Source organism: Micromonospora musae, from assembly GCF_003626635.1.
GTDB classification, from domain to species: Bacteria; Actinomycetota; Actinomycetes; order Mycobacteriales; family Micromonosporaceae; genus Micromonospora; species Micromonospora musae.
This window is the reverse complement of the sequence record NZ_RAZT01000010.1, coordinates 48,834-69,853: the sequence shown is the minus strand read 5'-3', so window position 1 is coordinate 69,853 and position 21,020 is coordinate 48,834. Positions and strand designations below refer to the sequence as shown.

Annotated in this window: 17 protein-coding genes; 4 read left to right on the top strand and 13 right to left on the bottom strand. The window is 66.9% G+C overall.

What is annotated here, in order from left to right; genetic code table 11:
* Positions 1–53: 53 nt before the first annotated feature.
* Positions 54–449, bottom strand: coding sequence for a GIY-YIG nuclease family protein (locus D7044_RS20310; protein ID WP_120689916.1), 396 nt, complete (start codon positions 447–449; stop codon positions 54–56).
* A 171-nt stretch (positions 450–620) separates the two neighbouring features.
* Between D7044_RS20310 and D7044_RS20305 the strand changes: the two genes are divergently transcribed.
* Positions 621–2,624, top strand: a complete 2,004-nt coding sequence (locus D7044_RS20305) for an FG-GAP-like repeat-containing protein (protein ID WP_158610020.1) — start codon at positions 621–623, stop codon at positions 2,622–2,624.
* Positions 2,625–2,905: 281 nt separating this feature from the next.
* Here D7044_RS20305 and D7044_RS20300 read toward each other — a convergent pair whose 3' ends face one another.
* The 5 genes from D7044_RS20300 to D7044_RS32445 form a co-directional block, all read right to left on the bottom strand.
* Positions 2,906–4,141 carry a hypothetical protein gene (locus D7044_RS20300; protein WP_120689914.1) on the bottom strand — a complete coding sequence of 412 codons (1,236 nt, stop codon included), beginning with the start codon at positions 4,139–4,141 and terminating at the stop codon, positions 2,906–2,908.
* 212 nt (positions 4,142–4,353) lie between these two features.
* On the bottom strand, positions 4,354–7,194 hold the full coding sequence (locus D7044_RS20295; protein WP_147434697.1) for a DEAD/DEAH box helicase: 2,841 nt from the start codon (positions 7,192–7,194) through the stop codon (positions 4,354–4,356).
* Positions 7,195–7,574: 380 nt separating this feature from the next.
* Entirely contained in the window at positions 7,575–8,225 is a 651-nt protein-coding gene (locus tag D7044_RS20290) for an 8-oxoguanine DNA glycosylase OGG fold protein (protein WP_120689912.1), read from the bottom strand.
* Positions 8,225–9,397 (bottom strand): HNH endonuclease, encoded by a 1,173-nt coding sequence (locus D7044_RS20285; protein ID WP_147434696.1) that lies wholly within the window; start codon positions 9,395–9,397, stop codon positions 8,225–8,227. The genes D7044_RS20290 and D7044_RS20285 overlap by 1 nt, the downstream gene beginning before the upstream one ends.
* Positions 9,398–9,463: 66 nt before the next feature.
* Complete coding sequence (locus D7044_RS32445; protein ID WP_158610019.1) at positions 9,464–9,601, bottom strand: hypothetical protein; 138 nt, start codon at positions 9,599–9,601, stop codon at positions 9,464–9,466.
* A gap of 228 nt (positions 9,602–9,829) precedes the next feature.
* Here D7044_RS32445 and D7044_RS20280 point away from each other — a divergent pair, with 228 nt between their 5' ends.
* Both D7044_RS20280 and D7044_RS20275 read left to right on the top strand, forming a co-directional pair.
* Positions 9,830–10,804, top strand: coding sequence for a DUF4268 domain-containing protein (locus tag D7044_RS20280; RefSeq protein ID WP_120689910.1), 975 nt, complete (start codon positions 9,830–9,832; stop codon positions 10,802–10,804).
* Between the two features lie 54 nt (positions 10,805–10,858).
* Positions 10,859–11,905, top strand: a complete 1,047-nt coding sequence (locus tag D7044_RS20275; protein ID WP_120689909.1) for a PDDEXK family nuclease — start codon at positions 10,859–10,861, stop codon at positions 11,903–11,905.
* Between the two features lie 11 nt (positions 11,906–11,916).
* On the opposite strand, the gene D7044_RS20270 is transcribed toward D7044_RS20275, so the two are convergent.
* The 5 genes from D7044_RS20270 to D7044_RS20250 all read right to left on the bottom strand — a co-directional run bounded on the left by D7044_RS20270 (position 11,917) and on the right by D7044_RS20250 (position 19,427).
* Complete coding sequence (locus tag D7044_RS20270; protein ID WP_120689908.1) at positions 11,917–15,039, bottom strand: sacsin N-terminal ATP-binding-like domain-containing protein; 3,123 nt, start codon at positions 15,037–15,039, stop codon at positions 11,917–11,919.
* The gene (locus D7044_RS20265) at positions 15,029–18,097 is read right to left on the bottom strand and encodes an SNF2-related protein (RefSeq protein ID WP_147434695.1); all 3,069 of its coding nucleotides are present in this window, start codon (positions 18,095–18,097) and stop codon (positions 15,029–15,031) included. The genes D7044_RS20270 and D7044_RS20265 overlap by 11 nt, the downstream gene beginning before the upstream one ends.
* A gap of 555 nt (positions 18,098–18,652) precedes the next feature.
* Positions 18,653–18,916 (bottom strand): hypothetical protein, encoded by a 264-nt coding sequence (locus D7044_RS20260; RefSeq protein ID WP_120689906.1) that lies wholly within the window; start codon positions 18,914–18,916, stop codon positions 18,653–18,655.
* Positions 18,913–19,176, bottom strand: a complete 264-nt coding sequence (locus tag D7044_RS20255; RefSeq protein WP_120689905.1) for a DivIVA domain-containing protein — start codon at positions 19,174–19,176, stop codon at positions 18,913–18,915. The genes D7044_RS20260 and D7044_RS20255 overlap by 4 nt, the downstream gene beginning before the upstream one ends.
* A complete protein-coding gene (locus D7044_RS20250) occupies positions 19,173–19,427 on the bottom strand; it encodes a hypothetical protein (protein WP_120689904.1) in 255 nt (84 codons plus the stop codon). The genes D7044_RS20255 and D7044_RS20250 overlap by 4 nt, the downstream gene beginning before the upstream one ends.
* A 415-nt stretch (positions 19,428–19,842) precedes the next feature.
* Here D7044_RS20250 and D7044_RS20245 point away from each other — a divergent pair, with 415 nt between their 5' ends.
* Positions 19,843–20,070, top strand: coding sequence for a winged helix-turn-helix domain-containing protein (locus D7044_RS20245; RefSeq protein ID WP_120689903.1), 228 nt, complete (start codon positions 19,843–19,845; stop codon positions 20,068–20,070).
* Between the two features lie 241 nt (positions 20,071–20,311).
* On the opposite strand, the gene D7044_RS20240 is transcribed toward D7044_RS20245, so the two are convergent.
* Together D7044_RS20240 and D7044_RS32165 are read right to left on the bottom strand one after the other, a co-directional pair.
* Positions 20,312–20,521: a hypothetical protein gene (locus tag D7044_RS20240; RefSeq protein ID WP_120689902.1), complete on the bottom strand. Its 210-nt coding sequence runs from the start codon at positions 20,519–20,521 to the stop codon at positions 20,312–20,314.
* Positions 20,522–20,561: 40 nt separating this feature from the next.
* Positions 20,562–20,849, bottom strand: coding sequence for a hypothetical protein (locus tag D7044_RS32165; protein WP_147434694.1), 288 nt, complete (start codon positions 20,847–20,849; stop codon positions 20,562–20,564).
* Between the last annotated feature and the right edge of the window lie 171 nt (positions 20,850–21,020).

Here is a 21,020-nt window from a genome sequence, read left to right as displayed (position 1 = left end):
GCTTCCCGGCGGGCCGTTTTACGTGCGGGTCGGTTCGGCGGCCGCTCGACCCGTCAGGTGGTTCGGCGAGGCTTGGGCACCTGCCGGTTGAAGACCGGCATGAGGGCCAGGACCAGCGCGTCCTTCGTACCCTCCGGGTTCTCGGTCTCCTGCCAGCGGACCTCACGCCGACCCAACCAGTCGGCGATGTCCTCGGCGGTCGCCGCCCGGGTCGGGGTATCGAGAAGCTGGCCGACCTGCTCGTGCAGCACCGACGAGTCCCGGCTGCCGGTCAGGTGCTGCCGCAACCGCCGACGCAGGTTGCCGGTCCAGCCGACGTAGACGACTGTGCCCCCGTCCAGCACCACGTGCACGCCGCGCGCCGGCGGGGCGCTGGCAACGGAGTCTGCGGTGTACGGCTCGGCAGGCGTGAAACCGGCCAGCAGGTCATCGATCAAGGCGGCGGGCACCCTCGGAGGCTACTACCCCGCGACCCCGCACGGGCCATCGTGCTGGTCGCGCCGCCGCCGACCCGGACGTCACCCCGAAAGTTCGATCCGCACGGCGGAGCTATGTGACGCGGCACGACGGCGAAGCGCCGTACTCACGGAATGATCAACACGGGGACCGGAGGACGCCCGATGGCGCACACACCCACCCGCTTACGACCGCTCGGCATCGCCCTGGTGGCGGCGCTCGTCGCCGTATCCCAACTGACCGCGACACCCGCCCAGGCCGGGCCGGCGGTCACACCGCCGCCGGCGACCAGCGCGACGGCGGTCTCGTCCAACCAGATCCGGGTGACCTGGCAGGCGGCCCCGCAGGCGTCGTCGTACCGGGTCTCGCGCTCGACCGGGTCGAGCGGCCCCTACACCCAGGTCGGCAGCAGCACCGGCCTGGAGCTCCTCGACTCCGGGCTCGCCCCGGCCACCACCTACTACTACGTGGTGCAGGCCGAGTACAAGAACAAGCTCTCCGGCCAGTCGCCCCAGGCCAGCGCCAGCACCCTGCCGGTGCTCTCCGCGCCGAGCGGCCTGCGGCTCACCGGCACCCCGTCCACGATGCAGCTGACCTGGGCGGCGGTGCCCGGGGCGGCCCGCTACGAGGTGTACCGGCACCACCCGATCGACGGGGACACCCTGATCACCACGACCACCGAGCCGTCGTTCCGGGAGACCGGACGCTCGGACGGCTACTACTACCAGTACAAGGTGCGCGCCCTGGCCGCGAACGGCGCGGGCGGCCCGTTCGCGTCCGGCGCCGGGTACACCGGGCTGGCGACCACCACCACGATCGCCGTCGACCCGACCCGCTCCGAGCAGGGCCAGTCGGTGGCGCTCTCCGCGCGGGTCCGCACCGCGGACGGCTCCGAGCCGTGGGGCAAGGTGCTCTTCCTCGCCGGCAGCGAGGTCGTCGGCCAGGCCACCCTCTGGCAGGGGTACACCGCCACGGTGATCACCCCGAAGGCCAGCTCGGTGACCTACTACGCCCGCTTCGAGGGGTACGGCACCAACCCGAACAACGGCGGCAGCTCCTCGACCGACCTGCCGTTGCAGGTCGACCCGGCGTACGGCGAGGTGTCCTTCGGCCCGTCCGAGGCGGCCCGGGTGGGCTCGACCGAGACAGCGATCGCCGCCGGTGACCTCACCGGCGACGGGCTCACCGACGTGGTGCTCACCACCGGCACCGAGGCCGACGCCGGGGAGCTCAACCACTCCGCTTACCTCTTCGTGCAGCTGCCGGAGCACCGGCTCGCCGCGCCCGTCCGCTACGGCACCTCGGCGCCGACCGGCGGCAGCATGGTCCCGGTCATCGCCGACGTCGACGGCGACGGCCGCAACGAGCTGCTGGTCGCCTCCGGTGACGGGCTGGAGCTGTACCGGCAGTCCGCCGGTAGGCTCGCCGCGCCGGTGGCCCTGCCGTTCGGCGCGCCCCTCGGCGACGTACGCGTCATCGACCTCGACCAGGACGGCACGCTGGACCTGGTGGCGACCACCAACGAGTCGGTGCTCGTGCGCTACGGCACCGGCCCGGGCGAGTTCGCCGCGCCGGTCGCCGTGACCACCCCGCTCTCCGGCCCGATCCTGGGAGTCGCCGACGTGACCGGCGGTCCCGGCCTGGACCTGGTACGCCTCGACGGCCGGAAGGTCATCGTCGTCGAGCAGACCTCGGCCCGCACGTTCGCCGCACCGGCCGGCGTTCCCGTGCCGGAGGGGCAGGAGATCGACGCGCACTCGCTCGCGGCCGGCGACGTCACCGGCGACGGCCGGGCCGACGTGGTCGTCACCGTCACCGGCAACATGCCCGACCCACGGATCTCCGTGCTGACGCACGACGCCACCGGGGCGCTCGCCGCGTGGCAGGTCTACGTGGCGTCCGACATGCCCGAACCGGTCGCCCTCGAGGACATGAACGGCGACTCGCGGCTGGACGTGGTGGTCGCCCACGGCGGCTGGTACCAGGTCGGCGTCCTGCTGCAGCGCCCCGACGGCCGCCTGGGCCGCGAGCAGCAGGGCTACAACGCCTACTACGCCTCCCACTACGAGCACCGCGGTCTCGCGGTCGGTGACATCAACGGCGACGGCCACAAGGACGTGCTGCTGGCCGACTACAACAACGGCCTCGTGGTGATCCCCGGCGCGTAACGGAAGCCGTCAGACGACGGGTGGTGCCTGGTCGGCGCCACCCGTCGCTGGCTCGTAGCAATCGGAACAGCGTGGCCTTCGCCGTATCTCCTGGCAGGCACTCTCGCCGCATCGATACTTGCCCGGAAGGCGCTCGAGGTCAGCGGCAGTCTCGTACGGGCCGGCGTGATCTGACTCTTCTCCGTTCGATGGAAGCTCGTCGTCAACCCTCGACCCGATCAGGCACCGACAGCGCCGGAGATGCGCCTTCCGCTGGAGAGCCCGTGTGGCTGACGGCCCACTCAGTCTTTCTCGTCGTCCCCACGCCGACGGAGCGCTCGCTCGGCGATCCGGCTGGAGAGCTTGCCTGTCGCCCATTTGGCCCGGCCGAGGGTCTCATTGCCGAGGCGCATGGCGGCACCAACGCCGTCCGCTCCTGTCTCGAGCGCCTTATCCGTCACCTCCTTGGCCGCGTCCGCCCATCGTCTCGCCTCTGATGACTGGCGAGCGCGCTCGATCCCGAGCCGCCCGTGGAAGTCGACGATGGCGATCGAGACATGGTTGCTCGACTGCACCACAGCCGGGGAGTCCATCGGGTGCAGCAGCACTTTTGTGTTGGCCTTGCCGGCAGCCGCATCCATGCGGGCCATGAGGCGCTCGGTGCACCGCGAGATGAGCTCCAGCCGGTTTTGGCGTGCGGCCTTCAGCCCGAGGCGGTGCCCGTCCAACTCGCCTGGCGAAGCGTCCAGCACCCGGTCGAGTTCAAGCACGGCGACCGCGTCCTGCAGTTGGAAGCAGCGAGCCAGGACAGCGAGCCACTCCCGTCCCTTCGACTCTGCTTCCTTGGCCGCCTTGGCGAGATCACCGATCGTGGTCTTGCGCTCCAGCTTTTCCGCGAGCGCGTCCAGTTGACGCAGTGCATACGCCTGGGTTTCTGCGATCGTCGCCGGCGCACCCTGCACCTTCGACCACGTAATTTCGTCGACCCGGCCTCTCTGGTCTCGGATGGTCATGGCCTCCTCGATGACGAAGCCCACTCCGATCATGCGGGCCAACACGGCGTCCTTCTGGGCGCGGAGCACATCGTCGACCTTCTCGTCGATCGTGGCGAGATAGTCGGTGATCTCGTTCATGGTCTGTTGCATCGCAAGCTGTGCCATGAGCCCCGCTGCGCCAGCCAGGAGCGCAGGGTTGGTCAACGGCGATCCCTTCACAAACTGAAGGTTTTTGACGAATTGGCCATTCTGCCCCCTCAGGGTGGCATGGAGGTTTCCGGAGGACGAGTTCTTGACCAGCGGGAACTTCGTCGCGATCTTCGCGGACTCCTCGGTCAACTTCATCCAGCGACCTGAGTTGGCGGTGATCTCGGAACCTGCCTGTGCGACGCCCGCCGCCTTCCCGAGCGCAGGCCCGAGCCGATGCAGTCCGAGGTCCTTCGATGGCAGCCCCTCGGAGACGAGGAAGCGTTCGATCGCCACTGGGTCACCGATGACAGCTAGCCCATCGCCGTCACTGATCAGCTGAATCTCGTTATCCATTGTCGGCTCCTGAGGTGCGGGCAGGGTAAACAGCTCTTCACAGTTGAGTGTGTAGCGCGGATTGGCGTGTCGCTGACCGGCTTTAAGACCGCGGGAGCGACATCCTACAGCCGCGTCGTCGTCTCAAACCGCTCGGACGATTTCCTGTAGATCAGGTCCGGAATGCGCCACCTACCCATCGCTCCTTGCGCGATTCCGGACAGTCCTGACTGTCACAGTCTCCTTTCTCGTCTGCGCGATCGATCGCATGACATGCACTCATAGCGCACGTCCGGCGCGCCTCGGCGAGGCAGTTCCAGGCGGACGAGCATCCGTTGGCAGCGCCCGCATTCTTCGCCGAGCTGGCCGGTGCCGGGTACCACCGCCGATCGCCTCCGACGCTGCGTGCGACGCACCAGGTCAGCGAACCCGGGGCTCTCTGTGCGTAGGACCACTCCGGGGTCGGGGCCAAGGAGTGACGCCCCGGCCGACCAGACGATGTCGCCTACCACGGCGCTGGATTCCAGGATCGGAGTGCAGGGACGAACGTTGAGGCCTTCGCGCCTGGCGTGGAGCGCCTCGGCGGGAAGATACCCGTCTCCGTCTGGCTCCACCCAGATCGTGTTGGACTGAATCTCGCCCTGGGCTGCGGGTAGCGATCGCAGGGCGGGCAGCAGTTTCGGCAGACCGACAAGCGGAGCGGAGGGTAGCCACATGTCGACCGCGGTCTCGTTGGCGAGGTCCTCGCGCAGCCGCGGCACAACCTCGGTGGACGGGACATGCTCCGTGGTTCCGTCAGAGAGACCGATGGCCTCCTGCCAGGACAAGTGGACCGCCTGGTCGAGCAGGTGGGCGAAGAACCGCCACAGCGGGTCGGCGGACGAGCCGCTGCGATGCAGCTGATCGAACGCACCAACCACGACGAGGTGATCCTTCGCCCGGCTGGCCGCCACGTTGAGCAGGCGCGTGCCGGTACTGTCCGGATCAAGATCGGTGAACCAGGAATGGAGCTTCGCCACACCGCGTCCGCTGTCCACCGTGTCGTAAACGACGATGTCGCGCTCGCCGCCCTGAAAGCGGTGCACCGTTGACGACGCCCACCCGCCCAGGCCAAAGTCGATCAGCAAGGACTCCAGCAGCCGCGCCTGCGCCGTGAACGGGGTGATCATCGCTAGGTCGCGGGTCTGGGTGGTGGCGCTGCCAAGTAGCGCGGCGATCACCTGCGCGTGCATGAGGTTGTACCGCGAGGCGCTGCCTTGTCGGCGGGCGGTGCGGGCGGCAAGCCGTGAGGTGTCCAGCGCCACCAGCTCGCCGCTTGCCCAGCGAATTCGGCTGCGCCGTTCGCGTACGAGGACGGTGTCGTCGGTGATGAGGGGGCTCTCCCGGTAGAAGGCCGTACTGACGACGTGGCCGATGGCGGGACGCATCCGGTACTGCGCGGTCAGCGCCGCAATCCGATCCGGGAGGTGGCCGTCCTTGACGGCACGCGCTACGCCGGCCTTCTCGAAAGGGCTCTTGTGCAGCCACTCCCTGGCGGCGGGCGTGTCGGCGACAGCTACCGGCGGAAGTTGCCGGAAGTCCCCGGCGATGACGGTGTGCCCGTGCCCAGTGCCGGCTACCAGCATGGCCAGCACAGCGGTGGTCATACTCGCCTCGTCGAGCACCACCACGTCGAACGTCAATTCCTTGAGAGTGTCAAGGACAGTCTGGTGAGCGGTGGCCGCCACGACCGTTGCTTCGCGGCAGATTTTGCGCCGAAACTGCAGCAGGAGACGATCCAGCCCCTCTGCCACTGACGCGAGTTCAGCCGCCTCGCTCTCCAGCTCGGAGCGCCGCTGCTGCTGCTCTTCGGTGAGCGGTCCCTTGACGCGTCGCAGCTCGGCCAGATCATGTCGGACCTGTTGTAACCGTTGTCCGACGTCCACACGCTCGGCGGCAAGCAGGGCACCGCGTTGCGCGGCGACGACGTCAACCAGGACGGCGTCGCCGGCGGGGTGGCTCAGTAGTTTGTCGGTCGGCTGTCCGAGCCGAACGAGTGTTCCGCCTTCGGCAACCTGCGGCGCACGGTCGAACAGGGCCGTGACCGCGACGTCCAGCGCGGCGTTCGTAGGCGCAGCCAGCAGCACCCGCTTGCCCCGCGCCGCCAGGGCGGCGACCAGGGCAGAGATCGTCGTGGTCTTGCCCGTACCAGGTGGTCCCCACAGCCAGGTGACTCCATGGGTGAGGGCCAGTTCGACGGCTCGTCGCTGGCCCTCGTTGAGCCGCTCTACCTCGCCGGGCCTCAGCGGTTCCGCAGCGGGTGGCGAGGTCGGCGTGGCGGCTGGCTTCTCGGGCGTAACGGCTGCCAATGCTGCCGCAGCATCGAAGCCGGGGCCCCCGTCGATCAGCTCCCACAATCGCCTGCTCTGGGCGCTCAACAGCCAGGACATGTCGAGTCGCAGGGTCGCTTCGCGCGTCACCGGTGCGTCCGACGGCAGCGAGAGGGTGACAACCGCGCCGAACACCGAGATCACCTCGGCCTCGATTTTTAGTTCCTGCACGATCAGTAGGCCGCGTGTCCCCTCAGCGGTTCCGATCTCGCTCTGCGCCTCGAAGCGCACCAACCGCCGCGTGGCGGTTTGGCCCGTCTCTTGACCATCCATGAGCGGCACATCGGTTTCGGTGCGCCGGCTGGTGACCTTCGCCAGCTCGTCGGCCAGCGCCCGACATGCGCCACGCGCCACTTCGTTCCACCCGGCCGGCACCGGCCCCGCCGGCGGTACGGGTTCCGGCGCCCCCAGTCCGACCGAATCCGCCAGCCGCTGTACCTGCGCGTCCGCGCGCCGTGCCACACGGTCCTGCGTCGGTGGACCCGCCTTGGTTCGCTGCCCCGGCAATCCGGGCCCCAGCACACCCGCCGAAGCTGGTCCAGCGGTGTCGCGACGTTCGTTGGCGGCTACCGCCCAACCCCTGGGTACCCACAGGTCGCCGCGAAGATCGGCCAAGCCGTGGGTACGGCACGTCTCCCACAGCACGCCCACGTCCACGCGAATTCCGGCCTGACGCAAGCTCGTGATCAGCTCGTCCTGGGACACCGGCCCCGCCTGCAGCGCCCGCTGCACAACCTTTACGAGCCTCCTGGGCTGGCCGCTGGCCATTCACAAACCTCCAGAAATAGGCCGCCGGCCGGCTCGTCAACGACATGATTCGGGCCAGGATCGGAGTGACCGAGCATTGACGGTAACCGCACCATGCCGTCGCATGGGTGCCGCCTTGTGTATAAGATCTTTTACCGATCTGATGGATGTTCGCCTGCTGCGGAACGAGCCTCCGCGCCCTAACGCCGAACGACTACATGCAAATCGGCAGGCTTTGCCGCGTCTGATCCCGGACTCTGTCAGCTCCCGGCAGAGTCAGGGTGAGACGGCTCCGACTGAATGTGAACCGACCGAGCAAACAGGTCGGTTTCGTTGTTTCAGCCCGGAAGGCTCTCGCCCTTGAAGAGCGCCATCTCCACTGCGTCCGGCGCAACTCTGGCGGAGGCCGCCCGTCCGGCAGCCCACTGCAGGTAGGCGATCCACTCGTCGGACCGCCAGTTCCCCAACCGCCGACGAACCCCCGCATCGACCGGAAGACGACCTGCAACCACTCGGTCGAGGATCAAGGGCTGGATACCCTTGCTCTCCCGCCGATAGCCAGCGAAGTAGAGCAGCTTGGTGAAGAACGCCGGCCCGAGCCACGGCAGACGTGAAAGCTCCGGATCTCGAAAGCTCCGGTAGGCGGCTCGGAAGTCCTCGATCGTCGGCTGGTCGCCGCGGACTCCATCGAGTCCGCGGGTAAGGCGTTGGCCGTCCGGGTCACCCTTTAGCGCCCTGACGGCGCGCCAGGGTCCGTAGCCGTTCACTCCGTGGCCCCACATCAGTACGGCTGCTAGAAGCTGCCGTGCCGTGGCCGTCTGCGACCGCCACGAGTCCGCCACCGCGAAGACGTTGCCCCGCCAAACGGCCCCACTCTCCGGAAATCCGTCCGGCCAGGCATCATCCGGCAGGGTTTGGTGCCACTTGAGGACGTTGACCCGGATCGGGCCAGGTTCGCCGGGCAGCCCCGGCCCCGCATGAACCGTCATTACGCTCTCCCTCGGGCTGCGGGCACGCCCGCCACATCCCGTCGGTGGCGCAGCAGCGCCTCCTTGTCTGGTCGGTGCTGTGAAGGCGGCAGTTGGAGGCGCCGCCCGTCCAAGTCGGAGTAGTGATCCAGGCCTTCCGCGACCCGCACCCGATACGAGCCATCGATCCAGATCAGCCCTCGGTCGAAGAGGTTGTGCAAGTCGGCTCGGAGCAGTAAGCCGTTGGTAACCCGATTCGTAGCGGGCCCGTTGTATGGGTCGATGTGGGCCGCCTGGAGTACCGCCTCGACGTCACAGCCGCTGATAGCGCAGCATCCGCCATACGCCTCGATGAGCCTGCGGCGGAAGTCAGCCTGGCCCTGCCGGGCGGTGACCTCCGCCAGCCGGCGTCGCCGCCCCTCTGGAAGGTTCTGCGGCTCGGGCGCCTGCTGATCGTCCAGCTCCTTGTTCAGGCTGAGAGATTCCAAGGCTCGCATCGCTCGAACGGTCTGAACCGACGATGTCAGGACATCAGGCCCCGCGACGACGTTCCGGACCAGGAACCGGGTGAGCGGGCGGTCCCACCGGATCTCCAGTCGCCATTGCCTCGCGTCGCCATCGATTTCCTCGTGTGGGTCAGACCAGGCGACGGCGGCGCCGATGAGGCGGCTCAGTGGCTTCGTGGCGTAGACCCAGATCCGGTCACCGGCTTTGATCTGGTGAAAGCAGGAAGCCAGGTGCCAGTCGTCCATCTCGCCGTAGGGCAGCGTCTGGAAGAACTCCAGGACGCCCAGGTCGTCGTCCCACGCACGGCTTTGCTCATTGACCGGGTAGATCCATTCTGCCGTGCGGGCGGTTCGCTCCAGCACCTGATCAGCGAGTGGGTAGCTGTGGCCGCGGCTGTGAATTGTTCGAGATGTGAGCAGTGGCCTGACCAGATCACGGACCGCCTCGGCGAAGCCCTCGTCCTCGAGCGCCGCTATCAGCTCATCGTGCCGGCCCGCGACCCTGGCCTGGTCAGGGCCCGCGTCGACATAGTCGGACTCCTCGACCGTCAGCCCAGGGAACCGCCTCGCAAGGGCCTGTGCCGTGGGCCAGTGTCTTTCGAGGATCGACCGGCGGACGATCACAAATCCTCCGGTTACGCCCTCGCCGAGTGACTCAACGGGCTCGTACAGGACGAAGGTCTCCATCGTCTTCACGCTGACCGCCGAGAGCCTGCGGGTGATGGTTTTCGTATTCGGCAGGCAGGAGAGAGCTCAGTGCTCTCGTTCCAACTCGGCGGCATCGGGGACGGCGACGTTCAGGTACGACCGGTTCGCAGCCACCACCGCCTCGTAGTAGGGGCTGGTCATTAGACGATCGAGCCTGCCTTGGCTGTCAACCTCGGCGCGCATCGCCGACTCCTTCCGAGGGATGTTTGAGGGCTCAGGCCGCGGGCGGCGGGTGAATCGCGATCCTGATGAATGTCGCAGGGAAGAGCGGCCCGTGGAACCCGCGGGAGCGGAAAGGGCCAAACGCCTGAGTGGTCAGCACCATTGAGAGCAGGCTGATCATCCGCAAAGACTGCTCCTTGACCGTCTCGACGGCACCACAACCAAGCCCCGGCCGCTACGGTCGATGGCATGGCCTCAGTCGATGTCACCGCCGGCCTGCCCACGCTTGGCAAGCTCGAAGCCGTTGACGTACGCGAAGTCTGGAAGCACGAAGCACTTAGCTTCACGCCGTGGCTGCTGGCGAACGCCGACGTTCTCGGTGAGGTGCTAGGCATGGACCTTGCGCTGTCGGCGGCAGAGCACCCCGTCGGCGGCTTCTCGCTGGACCTGATCGGCGTCGACGATGCGACGAACGAGACCGTGATTATCGAGAACCAGTTGGCGAGGACGGATCACAGCCACCTGGGTCAGCTACTGACCTACGCCGGTGGGACAGATCCGGTAAACGTGGTGTGGATCGCGACCGAGTTCCGGGAGGAGCACCGGGCGGCACTGGACTGGCTGAACACCCGCACGGACGAGAACACTCGGTTCTTCGGGATCGAGATCAGCGCTGTACGAATCGGCAACTCCATCGAGGCGCCTCTCATGCGGCTGGTGGTGCAGCCGAACGACTGGGGCAAGAAGGTCAAGGCGATTGCTAAGGGCGACGCGGTGGCGAGCGACCGCGCCTTGGCTTACCAAGCGTTCTGGAGGAAGTTCCTGGAGACCCTCCACGACCGCAAGCTCGGGTGGACGACGTCGCGCAAGGGGCAGCTGCAGAACTGGCAGTCACTGCCTGCCGGCGTGGGCGGAGTCTCTTACACATGCTTCTTTGGTAAGTCCGGGCTCACAAGCGAGGTCTTCTTCCAGCATCCTGACCCGGCGGTCAATGAGGCACGCTTCGCCGCCGCGCGCGTGAAGCTGGAGCCCATCTTCGGGGACGCCCTGTCCTACGAACCGCTGGCAGGCAAGAAGGGCTGCCGCATCGCGGAGTTTCGCAAGGGCGACATCGCGAACAGCGACCAGTGGGCGGAGTACATGGAGTGGTTCATCGACGCTCAGACGCGACTCCGCGAGGCGATAGCCCAGGTTGGTGGCCTGTCTTCGTTCACCAGCCCCTAGGCCTGCCTACGCGTCAGGGCAACATGAAGCATGGTGTATCGCTGAGGAGGAGACATGCCGCTGTACGAGATCGATGGAGAAGGCCTGCGGCGGCACGACGCCGCGCGGTTCGCGGCCCTCGGACTCTACGAGCGCAACGATCTCCAACGGCTTCTACGGGACGACATCGCCGTGCTCAGCCCCGACCTGCTGGTCATCGCCGAGGAGTTCGGCAACTGGGAGGACTCAAGACGGCGTATCGACCTGCTCGCCGTTGACAAAGCAGGGCACCCGGTGGTTATCGAGCTCAAACGCACCGACGACGGTGGGCACATGGAGCTCCAGGCGCTGCGGTACGCGGCGATGGTGTCGGCCATGAGCTTCGAGGAGGTGGTCACGACCTACGAGGCGCATCTGGCCAAGACGCGACCGGAGGACGAGGTCGACGCACGCTCCGAGTTGCTCAACTGGCTGGATGTCAGCGACGGTGACGAAGCCCCAATCGTCTCCTCAGATGTGCGGATCATGCTGGTCTCGGCGGACTTCGGCCGGGAGCTCACCACCGCAGTGCTGTGGCTCAACCGGTTCGAAGGTATGGACGTCCGCTGCGTGCGGCTCATCCCCTACCAGATCGACGGGCGGATCCTGCTCGACATCCAGCAGGTGATTCCGTTGCCTGAGGCGGCGGACTATCAGATCCGCGTTGGTCGCAAGGTCGCCGAGCAGGAGCGGCGGAGCAGCGACAACCGGGACTGGACCCGTTATCACATCGTGGTCGACGGTCAGTTACTGCCGGACGAGAACAAGCGCCGAGCGGTACGTCTCATGCTGGAGAAGTTGGTGGAGCGGGGGGTGCCCGCCGCAGCCATTGGCAAGGTGCTCACTCCAGGTCGTTTCCGGCCGCTCAAGGGAGAGCACCACACCGACGAGGAGGTCCGCGCTGCCCTCGCCGAGCAGTATGAGGGCGTGGATGTCAGCCGCTGGTTCACAGAGCACGCCTTCGTCGAGGACGGCACAACGTGGATCGTACGCAAGATTTGGGGCCGCAACACCGAGCCGACGCTGAACACCCTGCGCGATGCATTCCCGGAAGCAGGAGTCAGCTTCCAGCGCGCCAGGTAACGAGCATCGGTCTACGTACCGGGCACCGTCGCTTCATCCGCCCGGGTCATCTCCTGCAGGTCGAGGAGATGCTTTTCGGTGTAGCGGACGACCACGGGCGACCCGCAAAGCTGGATGCGCAGACCGTTACCCACACCGCCCTCCGCGCTTGTCTTCCACTGCTCGATCTGCTCAAGCAGGTCTCCAGATTCGACCTGCCCGTGCAGGAACTTGCTGGTGCAGGTCGGGCAGAGGCACAGGGTGTTGCCGGCCCGGTCAACCCATGCTGCAGCCGTATGGGAGACGAGATGAACAACTTCGAAGTACGGCGTCCCGTCGCGCTTCGGAAAGGTAGAAGTGCAGATCTGGCAGCGGCCGGCGTACTGCTCGAACAAGAACTGCCGGACTGCCGGGTCCTTGCCGTCCCAGACCTTTCGCCCGATGACCCGGAACCGGTCCCGCCGTGCGGGCTCCTCCGACAAGTCATCGCTAATTTCCTCTCGGGTCCGCTGCCTGCGGATTGCTGGGGCTACAACTCGACCGCCGGAGGACACTGGGGCAGCTTCCGGCTCGCCGTGCGCCGCCGGCTTGTCGAAAATATCTTGTAGGGCGTCGGCGTACCCCTCAGGCGTGAGAGCAGCGCCGGGTGACGCCTGAACATCATCCTGTTTCTTCTGTTCGTACCGTTGGCGCAACTGGTCGAGCTCGACAGCCGCGTCCGGGTTCTCGGCCAGGAAGCGCAGTGTCGCCACGGACAGGTTGAGTTCGGTGCTCACCTGCACGATGGCGGATGAGATCATGCCGAGCGCGTCAGCAAGGGCTTGGCTGGGCTCGAAGTCATCGGGTAGGTCGTCCAGCGAAAGCTTGGCGGGCTCCACGAACTCGCCCGTCTCCGTCGGGAGCCACGCGTGAGAGATCGCGAGTTCCAGCGCCTCGGACATCGTCTCGACGGATCTGCTGTTCGAGTAGTCCTGCCGGCCTGAGGACTCCACGAGCCCTCGCAGCCGGCTCGCGTAGGGCAGCAGCAGTCGGTTCCATACGTACACCGATCGCCGACGATCGGGGCGGGTCACGGCAGCTTCGAGGCCGGCGAAGCGTAGGTTCGGGTCGAACCCGTGCAGCCCGCGGCTGTGGTCGCCCCAGTTTGCGCGCAGGACAACGTGCCCGAGCGGGTTGGGCGGCGACGACAGCACCCGGACCGCCTGCGCCACTCCTAGCACGCTCAGCTCCTGTTGGTAGTTCCGATAGCGCTCGTGCAGGAACCAGCCATGCGGGCTTGGCAGGAAGTAGTGCTCCAGGTCCTCGTGGGACCAGTAGGCGACGGATGGAGACCGAAACGAGAGAGCCGAGCCCCCTGCTGGACGGCACTGCAGGAAAGGCGTGTTGCGTAGCACGTCGACCAAGGCGTCCTTGCGTCGTCTGGCCGCAGCCTGCATCGCCCGGAAGATCTTCGCAAGATCGGCATCGTGCTGGTCGGCGCCGATGGCATCGGACCCGTCGCGGTACCTCGGCACGACGTATTCGAGAACTTCGTCCACGGCGTCGGGCTCGGACAGGCCGAGTTCTTCGAGGAAGGCTCGCGCCTCTGCATTGGCAGCGATCTCCGCCCGCACCGTCGGAAAGCTCGACGGCACCGAGCCAGGCAGGTACGCCCGCGGCCGTCCGTCGGCGCCGAACGGCGCAACATGACGACCGTCGTCCAGCCGGATCAGCGGCAGCGCTCGCGCCGGCCCCGGACGGTTCCAGGGTGGCCTCGGCCTGCGCCATAGCGCCGGAGTCTGGGCGAGAAACCGGTACAGATTAACGAGCCACGCATCGTGAGCTGCCTCTAGGAACTTCCTGTCGAGTTGGCCGACGAGCCACTCGGCGTCGAGCTCGTCGATGTCCACGACGTCGTGGAGGTAGTCCCACAGGTCGCGATTTCGCTCACGGGTGAGCCGCGCCGGCTGCCATTGCAGCGGCTCCGCCACGCCCTCCAGGGCACCGAGCTGCTCCGGCGTCAACAACTCACGCAGCCCCCCGCTCCGCGCAAGACGCATCCGCGTGGCGGGAGCGTGTCCCAACGGTCCGGCGACCGGAAGAAGTGGTCGGGTCCGCACAGCCTCGAGAATTGCGTCGAACAACGGCCGCAACAGGGAACTTTCGGGGAAGTCCACCGCCGTGATGGGCAGGACGTCGAGCACGTCCAGCCCAAGACGCCCCTTACGGCGCAGCTCCTCGAGGGCCTCGATCAGCAGGTGGCCGGCTTCCACGATGACTCGGGCGTTGTCCGGATCCCGCTCGGGGATGTTGTCCCGCGCCGGGGTCGTTCGCAGCGGCGCCTGCAGTAGGAACCCCAGGCCACTCAGCTTGTCGGTGGGGAAATACACGACCAGCGGCGCGTGGGGGATGCGTTCGACGGGAGCGTCTGGTGCCTTACTCGTCCGCTTGATCGCCATCTCGACTCGCCGGCCGGGGTGGCCGATGCCGTCCAAGCTCCGGCGGAAGACCTCCCAATACTGGTGGTTGACCACCCGATCGTTTTGGCGGACCACCAGCTCCACGTCTCGCGACAACTTGCCGCGCTCCAGCCGCGTGAACGTGGCCGCTCCGCTGCCTCCCACCACGATGACCCGCCGGACGTGCTGAAGGAACAGCAGGGCCACCGGATCAAACCGCTTCAGACCGGCACCGATCTCGGTGCACGCGGTCTCGACAGGGACATTCTCGCGGTCGAAGGGGAACTCAAACCGGGTGAGTCCGTCGGGAAGGTCCGCCGGGACATCGACGGCCTCGGGGCGCACGTAATGACGGATGCGGAAGTGCTCCGAGCCGGAGTGCACCTCGGGGGCGAGGGTGTAGGCGTAGACGGACTTGAAGCCAATACCGAACTTGCCGATGCTGGTCAGCTCGCTGGTCTTGGTGGACGCGTCGACCCCGCAGATACCCCGGACGTCCCGCTCGTTGAACGGGCGGCCGTCATGCTCGACGACGAGTCGGTCCGGATGCAGTGTGAACGTGACGTGCGACGCCCGGGCGTCCTCGGCGTTCTGAAGCAACTCGAGGATGAAATGAGTGCGGTCGGCGTACAGCCGTTGCAGGAAGTCCAGGTGGCGGGTGCCCTCGCCATACTCCCGGATGTTGTCCCCGCGGATGCGGGTGTAGTCACTTGGCATGGCTGATCGTCAGCACTCCCTCTGCGATCCGGTGGCTGACGATGTCGACCCGGCGTCGGTCCTCCAGTTGCTCGCGGCGTCGATCGAAGTCGCGGACGATCCGCGCTCGTTGCGCCGTCAGCATTTTCCCGATACGCGGCTCGGTCTCATCGGTGAGGCGATCGTCCAGGCGCTGTAGGGCTCGTTGGTGGTGAGCTTCGAGACTTCCGGTTCGGCGGGCCAGCAACACCTGGTTGAGGGCGTGGGCATCCCTCGCGGCGTCTCGGCGGCGCTGCTCGGCGTAGCGGTCAAGTGCCGCTCCCGCGTCCTGCAGGTCGGCGGCGGGTCCGCCATCCCCGCGCAGCGCGTTCGCGAGCAGCGAGAAGAGGCGACGCTCCACGGCCTTGCTGGCCGTCAGCCGGGCTGCGTCCACGACGAACGACACAGTGCGGAACTCCGGCCGCACGGCGATCGTCTCCCAGGTGTCGCAGGCAAAGACATAGCGGCCTTCCGACAGATCCGGATCGACGACGCGAAGCCCCGCGCGCAGCTGCTGGTCCTGAGCAGGTGCGAGGGCCGACACCGCGAGGCGAACCAGCGGATGGGTAGCGGTTAAGAAGGTGATCGACCGATCCCGGCTGGCTGCCTCATCGGAGAAGGTCAGCCGCAGGCCGCTGTCCTTTTCATTGAGCCAGCGGCGCAGTTGCTGGACGGGCCGGCCGCCACCCAGCCTCGCCTCGTTTCGATTGATGGCGAAGAGCAGCTCTGACCGAGCGGACTGAGGCAGTCGGAGCCGCAGCTCATCCTCGGACAGCCGATCCAGTTGCCCGGAGAGAGGGGGCCGCGTCACGTACGCCCGGACCAGTTCCTCCAACTGCTGTTCGGTGACCGCCCGGCCCCCTTCGACCAGGGCGTCGAGGTCCTGGGTGAGACTGTCGTCCAAGCCAAGCAGGTCCTGGCTCGCGTCTTCGACGCCACGGGTCTCGGCGACCAGCCGGACGGCGTTGTCGGCGAGCTGTCGAGCCCGCTCCTCCATTTGCTCCGGTGTCAGGTCCGGGCTGGTAGCGATGGCGGCCAGGTCCTGGGTCATCTCGCCGAGCACGCCTTCGAGGTCGCCGACGGTGTCACGGAAGAGGTCCAGCCGGTCCCAGCAGCGGTAGAACACCCGCTCCTCGACGGTGTCGGGGGTCACGAAGTTGAGGATCAGTACCTTCGGGCTCCGCTGTCCGAACCGGTCGATGCGGCCGATGCGCTGTTCGATCCGCATCGGGTTCCAGGGGATGTCGTAGTTGACGAGACGATCACAGAATTCGTAGTCGAGGCCCTCGCAGCCGACCTCGCTGGAGAGCAGGACGTCGATGGCCTCCGCATTTTCACCGTCGAGGCGGAACCGGTCCCGCAGGCGCTGCCGGTCGGGCTCGGCTACTCGTCCGGTGACGACCCCGACGCGGACGCCGGCCGCCCTCAGGTGCTCGGCGAGGTAGTCGAGGGTGCCGAGGAAGAACGAGAAAACGAGGAGCTTTCCCGGACCGTCGACGGTGCGGGCTTCGCGGACGGCCTGGAGGAGCCGCTCGAGCTTGGGATCGTCCGGCGGCAGTTGACGGGCCATCTCACGTAGGTCCGGGTCGGCCGGAAAGGGAAGCCTCGGCGGATCGTCGTCCGGTTGGGCCTCGGGGGCGTCGGTCAGATCCGTGATGGCCGGCTCGCCGGCCGCCACGATGCGTCGAGCGAGGGCGGGCAGGCAGCTCGACGCCTGTCTCTCAAGCGTGTCGAGAATCAGGCGGACCACGACCGGGTTGTAGCGGGTGAGCAGCTGGTCGCGGCGCGCTTCCAGCAGGCGATCGTAGAACTGGCGCTGCACCGGTGTGAACGGCACCGACACGGTGCGCGGCTCACGAATGGTGAACCCTCCGATGTCCCGTCGGCGGGTGCGATTCACCAGTGGCGCTAGAGTGTTCAGCTCCTCGATCTCGCGCACGCAGCGGACCCGGTCGTCAGTCGTCAAGGTGACCGCGTCCAGACGCCTGCGCACGTCGTCATACCGGGGGTCGATCGCGATCGCCTGCCGGCCCCAGCTGGTGTACGCCGCGGTGTCCAACGCCTTGAGCGCCTCCTTGGCGGCCTCGGGCGCACCGCTGCGCAGTGCCCGTACGGCGGCATTGAGATGTCGATTGGGCTCGACGACCTCGAAGAACGTCTGCCGATCCGGAAACAGGTCCGGACGGAGGAGGTTGAGCAGGGTGAACAGGTCCCGGGCGTGCGTTTGCACCGGTGTCGCCGAAAGCAGGATGAGGGCAGTGCTGATCTCGCTGAGGTACTCGGCGAGCTCGTGCGAGTTTGTGCCTGGCGTACGCAGGTGGTGGGCCTCGTCGGCGATCACCAGGTCGAAGGCAGGCGGCGGGTCGAGCTCGCGCAGGCCCTTGTCCTTCTTCCGCTTGGCATCCCCATTCAGGTATGCCGTGCGGGCGAACAGCTCGTAGTGCACGATCGCCCGCCGGTACTCCTCGGGCCAGGCGCCTTCCAGGTGGGCCTCGTTGAGGCAGTAGCGCAAGCTCGACGAGTCGAGAACCCGGAAGTCCTCGTCGAAGCGGCGCATCTCCTCCCGCCACTTGACCGTGAGCGCCTTGGGGCAGAGAACGAGCACGTGGTCCAGCGGCTGTCGGGCAGCCAACTCCTTCATGATCAAGCCGGCTTCGATCGTCTTACCGACGCCGACGTCGTCGGCGATGAGCAACCGTGGCTCGTCGGCGTGGGCGAGCCGCAGCAGCGGCCGGAACTGAAACGGCACGTACTTGATCCGGGCCGCCCGCAGCGAATAGACGTGATCGGTGAGCGGGTGACTGAGCCGGGCGGCGACCAGGCGGGCTCGGAACTCCTCGGGAGACAGGCCGCCAGTCGTTGCCTCCTGTTGCGCCGCTGCGAGCACCAGTTGATCCTCTGCGTACTCGCGCATGCTTCCCGCTTCGTGGAAGACGCGATAGCGGCCGAACCCATCGACGCTCTGAAGAATCTGGATGACTGGTCCGACTCGACTTGGGTCGGCTTGAACGGCAACGATGTCACCGACGTTGAATCCCACGCGCGCCCCTCGAACTCGCCCCACGCAGCTGGCCCTCAACCGCCGCCTCGCCCGATGCCCAGAGCATAGGCGCGCTTCGACATTCTCGACGGGGCCGTTCAGCCCTATGGAGATCGATCCGCGCCGAAGGTCGGAGGACGGAGCCGTTCCGGCTTGGGGCAGTCACCCACGCGCCGCTCCGCTATTCGCCACCGTCCGCGTCACGTGGCTTCGGCGCCTGCCGGTTGAAGCGCGGCTTGAGGGCGACGACCAGGGCTTCCTTCGTACCCTTCGGGTTGTCGGTCTCCTGCCAGCGAACCTTGCACCGGCCCAGCCAGTGGGCGATGTCGGCGGCCGACGCAGCACCGACAAGCCGCGCTTGCCGGTCAGGTGCTGCCGGAGGCGATCCCGCACGCCCCGCCTGGTCCGGCCGACGTAGATGACCACGCCGCCGTCGAGAACCACGTGCACGCCGGGGCCGCGGGGAGCGCCGGCGACGGCCTTCATGGTGTACGGCTGGGGAGCCGTGAAGCCGGCCGGCAGGTCGTCGTGCGCGGTGTCGGGCATCACCGGACGCTACCGGCGTGGGCCATCCTCCGTGGCCCCGCAGGGGCCGTCGTGGTCGTCGCGGCGTCGGCAGCGGCCGGCCCCGTCGAGCTGGGCGTCACACCAGATTCGGGTACGCAGGAACTGCTGATCCTCCTCGCTGAGGGTGGTCTCGCCGAAGTCGATGGCGGTGACGTGACCGAGCGAGTCGCGTAGGGCTGCGGCCAGGGCGATGGCCCCGTCGAGGCTGGTCAGGGTGGTGGGAAGGTGGATGATCCAGCGGGGCGGAGTCATCGCTGCCACCGGCTGCTTGGTGAACCTTGGTCTGCGTGGTGGCAGCCGGTGTGCCGAGACTGCCACTGCCGCGGCGCCTGGCGGATGCGTTCGGCCTCGGTGTTCGCCGTGGTCAGCTCGCGGTGCAGGCGTTCGAGTTCGTCGGCCACGCGGTCGAGGTAGTCTTGCACCTGGGCGGAGTCGAGGCCGCGCCACCGGATGTCGAAGAAAGCGATGCGGGCGTGGTGCGGGTGCAGGCGCTCCCCGGTCACATAGATCATCGCTGCAAGGCCTCCTGCTCCGCGATCAGCATGCGGATCTGCCCGTCGGTGAGGCCGCGTTGGTCGAGGACCCGGCGGCCGCAGCGGTGCAGCCGGCACGGGTGGTGTGCGCGGTCGTTGCGGCACCGCGGACCGTCGGGCCACTGCTCGGCGGCGTGCACGGTGACCGCCTTGACGGCGAAGCCGATGTCTTCGGCGGTGACGTAGGGCGGCAGGGGTAGTTCGCTGAGGATCTCGTCAATCGAGTCCATGACCCTCCTTGATCGGTTGGTTGCGGCGCCGAAGCGGGCGGGGTCGGACGGCACGACCGCGCGTCCGTACCGGCCGGAGCCCTGCACCCACCCCGGGCCTGCTTGTGCATTCCGCAGCCGCTTCGGGCAGCGGAAGGATGTGCCACGCGTTGCTGTTGGCGCGTTGGCGCTCCTGCTCGGAGGGAAGAGCGTCAGGCTCAGCGATGCCGGGACTGCTCTGACGACATGGGCCCTCTGTCGCAGCCGCTGCCCCGACACCGCTGGGCAATCACCCAAGGACGCGGGAACCAGGCTGCCGAGCGAGGAAACCCGCGCCGACGACGTTAGGTAACGTGCTTGCCTAAGTCAACATGCCTCTTGTAGTTGAGGACGTCCTCGTGCTCAAATCGAGGAGCCGAGCGAGGAGTGCCATCACATGCCCAGCCGACCCGCGGACTATCTACGCGTCGTCAACGCCGTCACAGAGCAGATCGAGAGTGGAGAGCTGGGGCCAGGAGACAAGCTGCCCACGTACGCCCAACTGGCCGAGCAGCACAAGGTCAGTGTTTCCACCGCACAAGCGGCACTACGGATCCTTCGCGACCGCGGCCTGGTTGAGGGCCAACAGGGCAAGGGGACGTTCGTCACTGAGCATCCCAGATAGCTGAAGCTTTCGCCGTGACGATGCCCGGTAACGGCAGTTCGTCTGCTTCCTCCGGCTGATCAACCACCGACAGCACTGCCGACCAGGCTGTGACGTGACCTGCACCCCTGAACCCGCGACACACGGTCGAGGAACGGATGTGCTCCCTGGCAGCTTGATGTCCACGCCGAAGCGACCGATCTGACCGCCACGCGAAGCGGCGGAAATTGAGGACCCAATTCGCCAGGGGCCAGGCCATAGGCTACTGAGTGATCCTCTCTTCCAGCCAGGTTAGTTCACGCCGCTGAAGGGCCACATCTGCCAAGTCGACGTCTTTTGCGTGCGCGTCTGGGCGTTCGTTCAGAAGTTCAAAAGCAACCTGCATACGCTTCTTGTCGTTGAAAAAGGCTTGGAAGTGAGCCCACTCCCGACCGATGACGGAGCCGAGTTCTATCCAGTAGAGCTTGCCCATCAGAGCGTCTGGTGCAAGACCTGCACAGCTTGCCCGACGCTCAGCGGGCAGGGCGGCGCTGACAGACGGTACGGGCTTGGAGACTGCTAAATGGCGCGATTAAAACCATGACCTCGCGGTCAATAACAAGAGAGCCCCGAAGCGTCTTTGTTGGCATCGCATAAAGCCTGATGTACCCGGCATTGAATGCCCTGAAGCGCTTATAACTCGTAATCTCAAATAGCCCATCGAGCGCTGAGGCGACCTCGGTTGCAGTTGTGTCGCTTCCGACAACCGCACGGATTTCGTCTTTGACGTTCGCTAGCTTTGCGCCGTTGGCCATGCCCACAGTCCGATCTCTAGGCTGGGCGGATAGGCTACAGCGATCGATGCCCTGCCGCCTACCGCCAGGTCGCGATATTGACTCTTTCTGGTCGGCCCAGCTTGCGGCCCACGAGTGCCTACACGACCAACCTCATGCCCATGCCACGCCCAACGCCGAAGCCAAGTCACGCTAGAG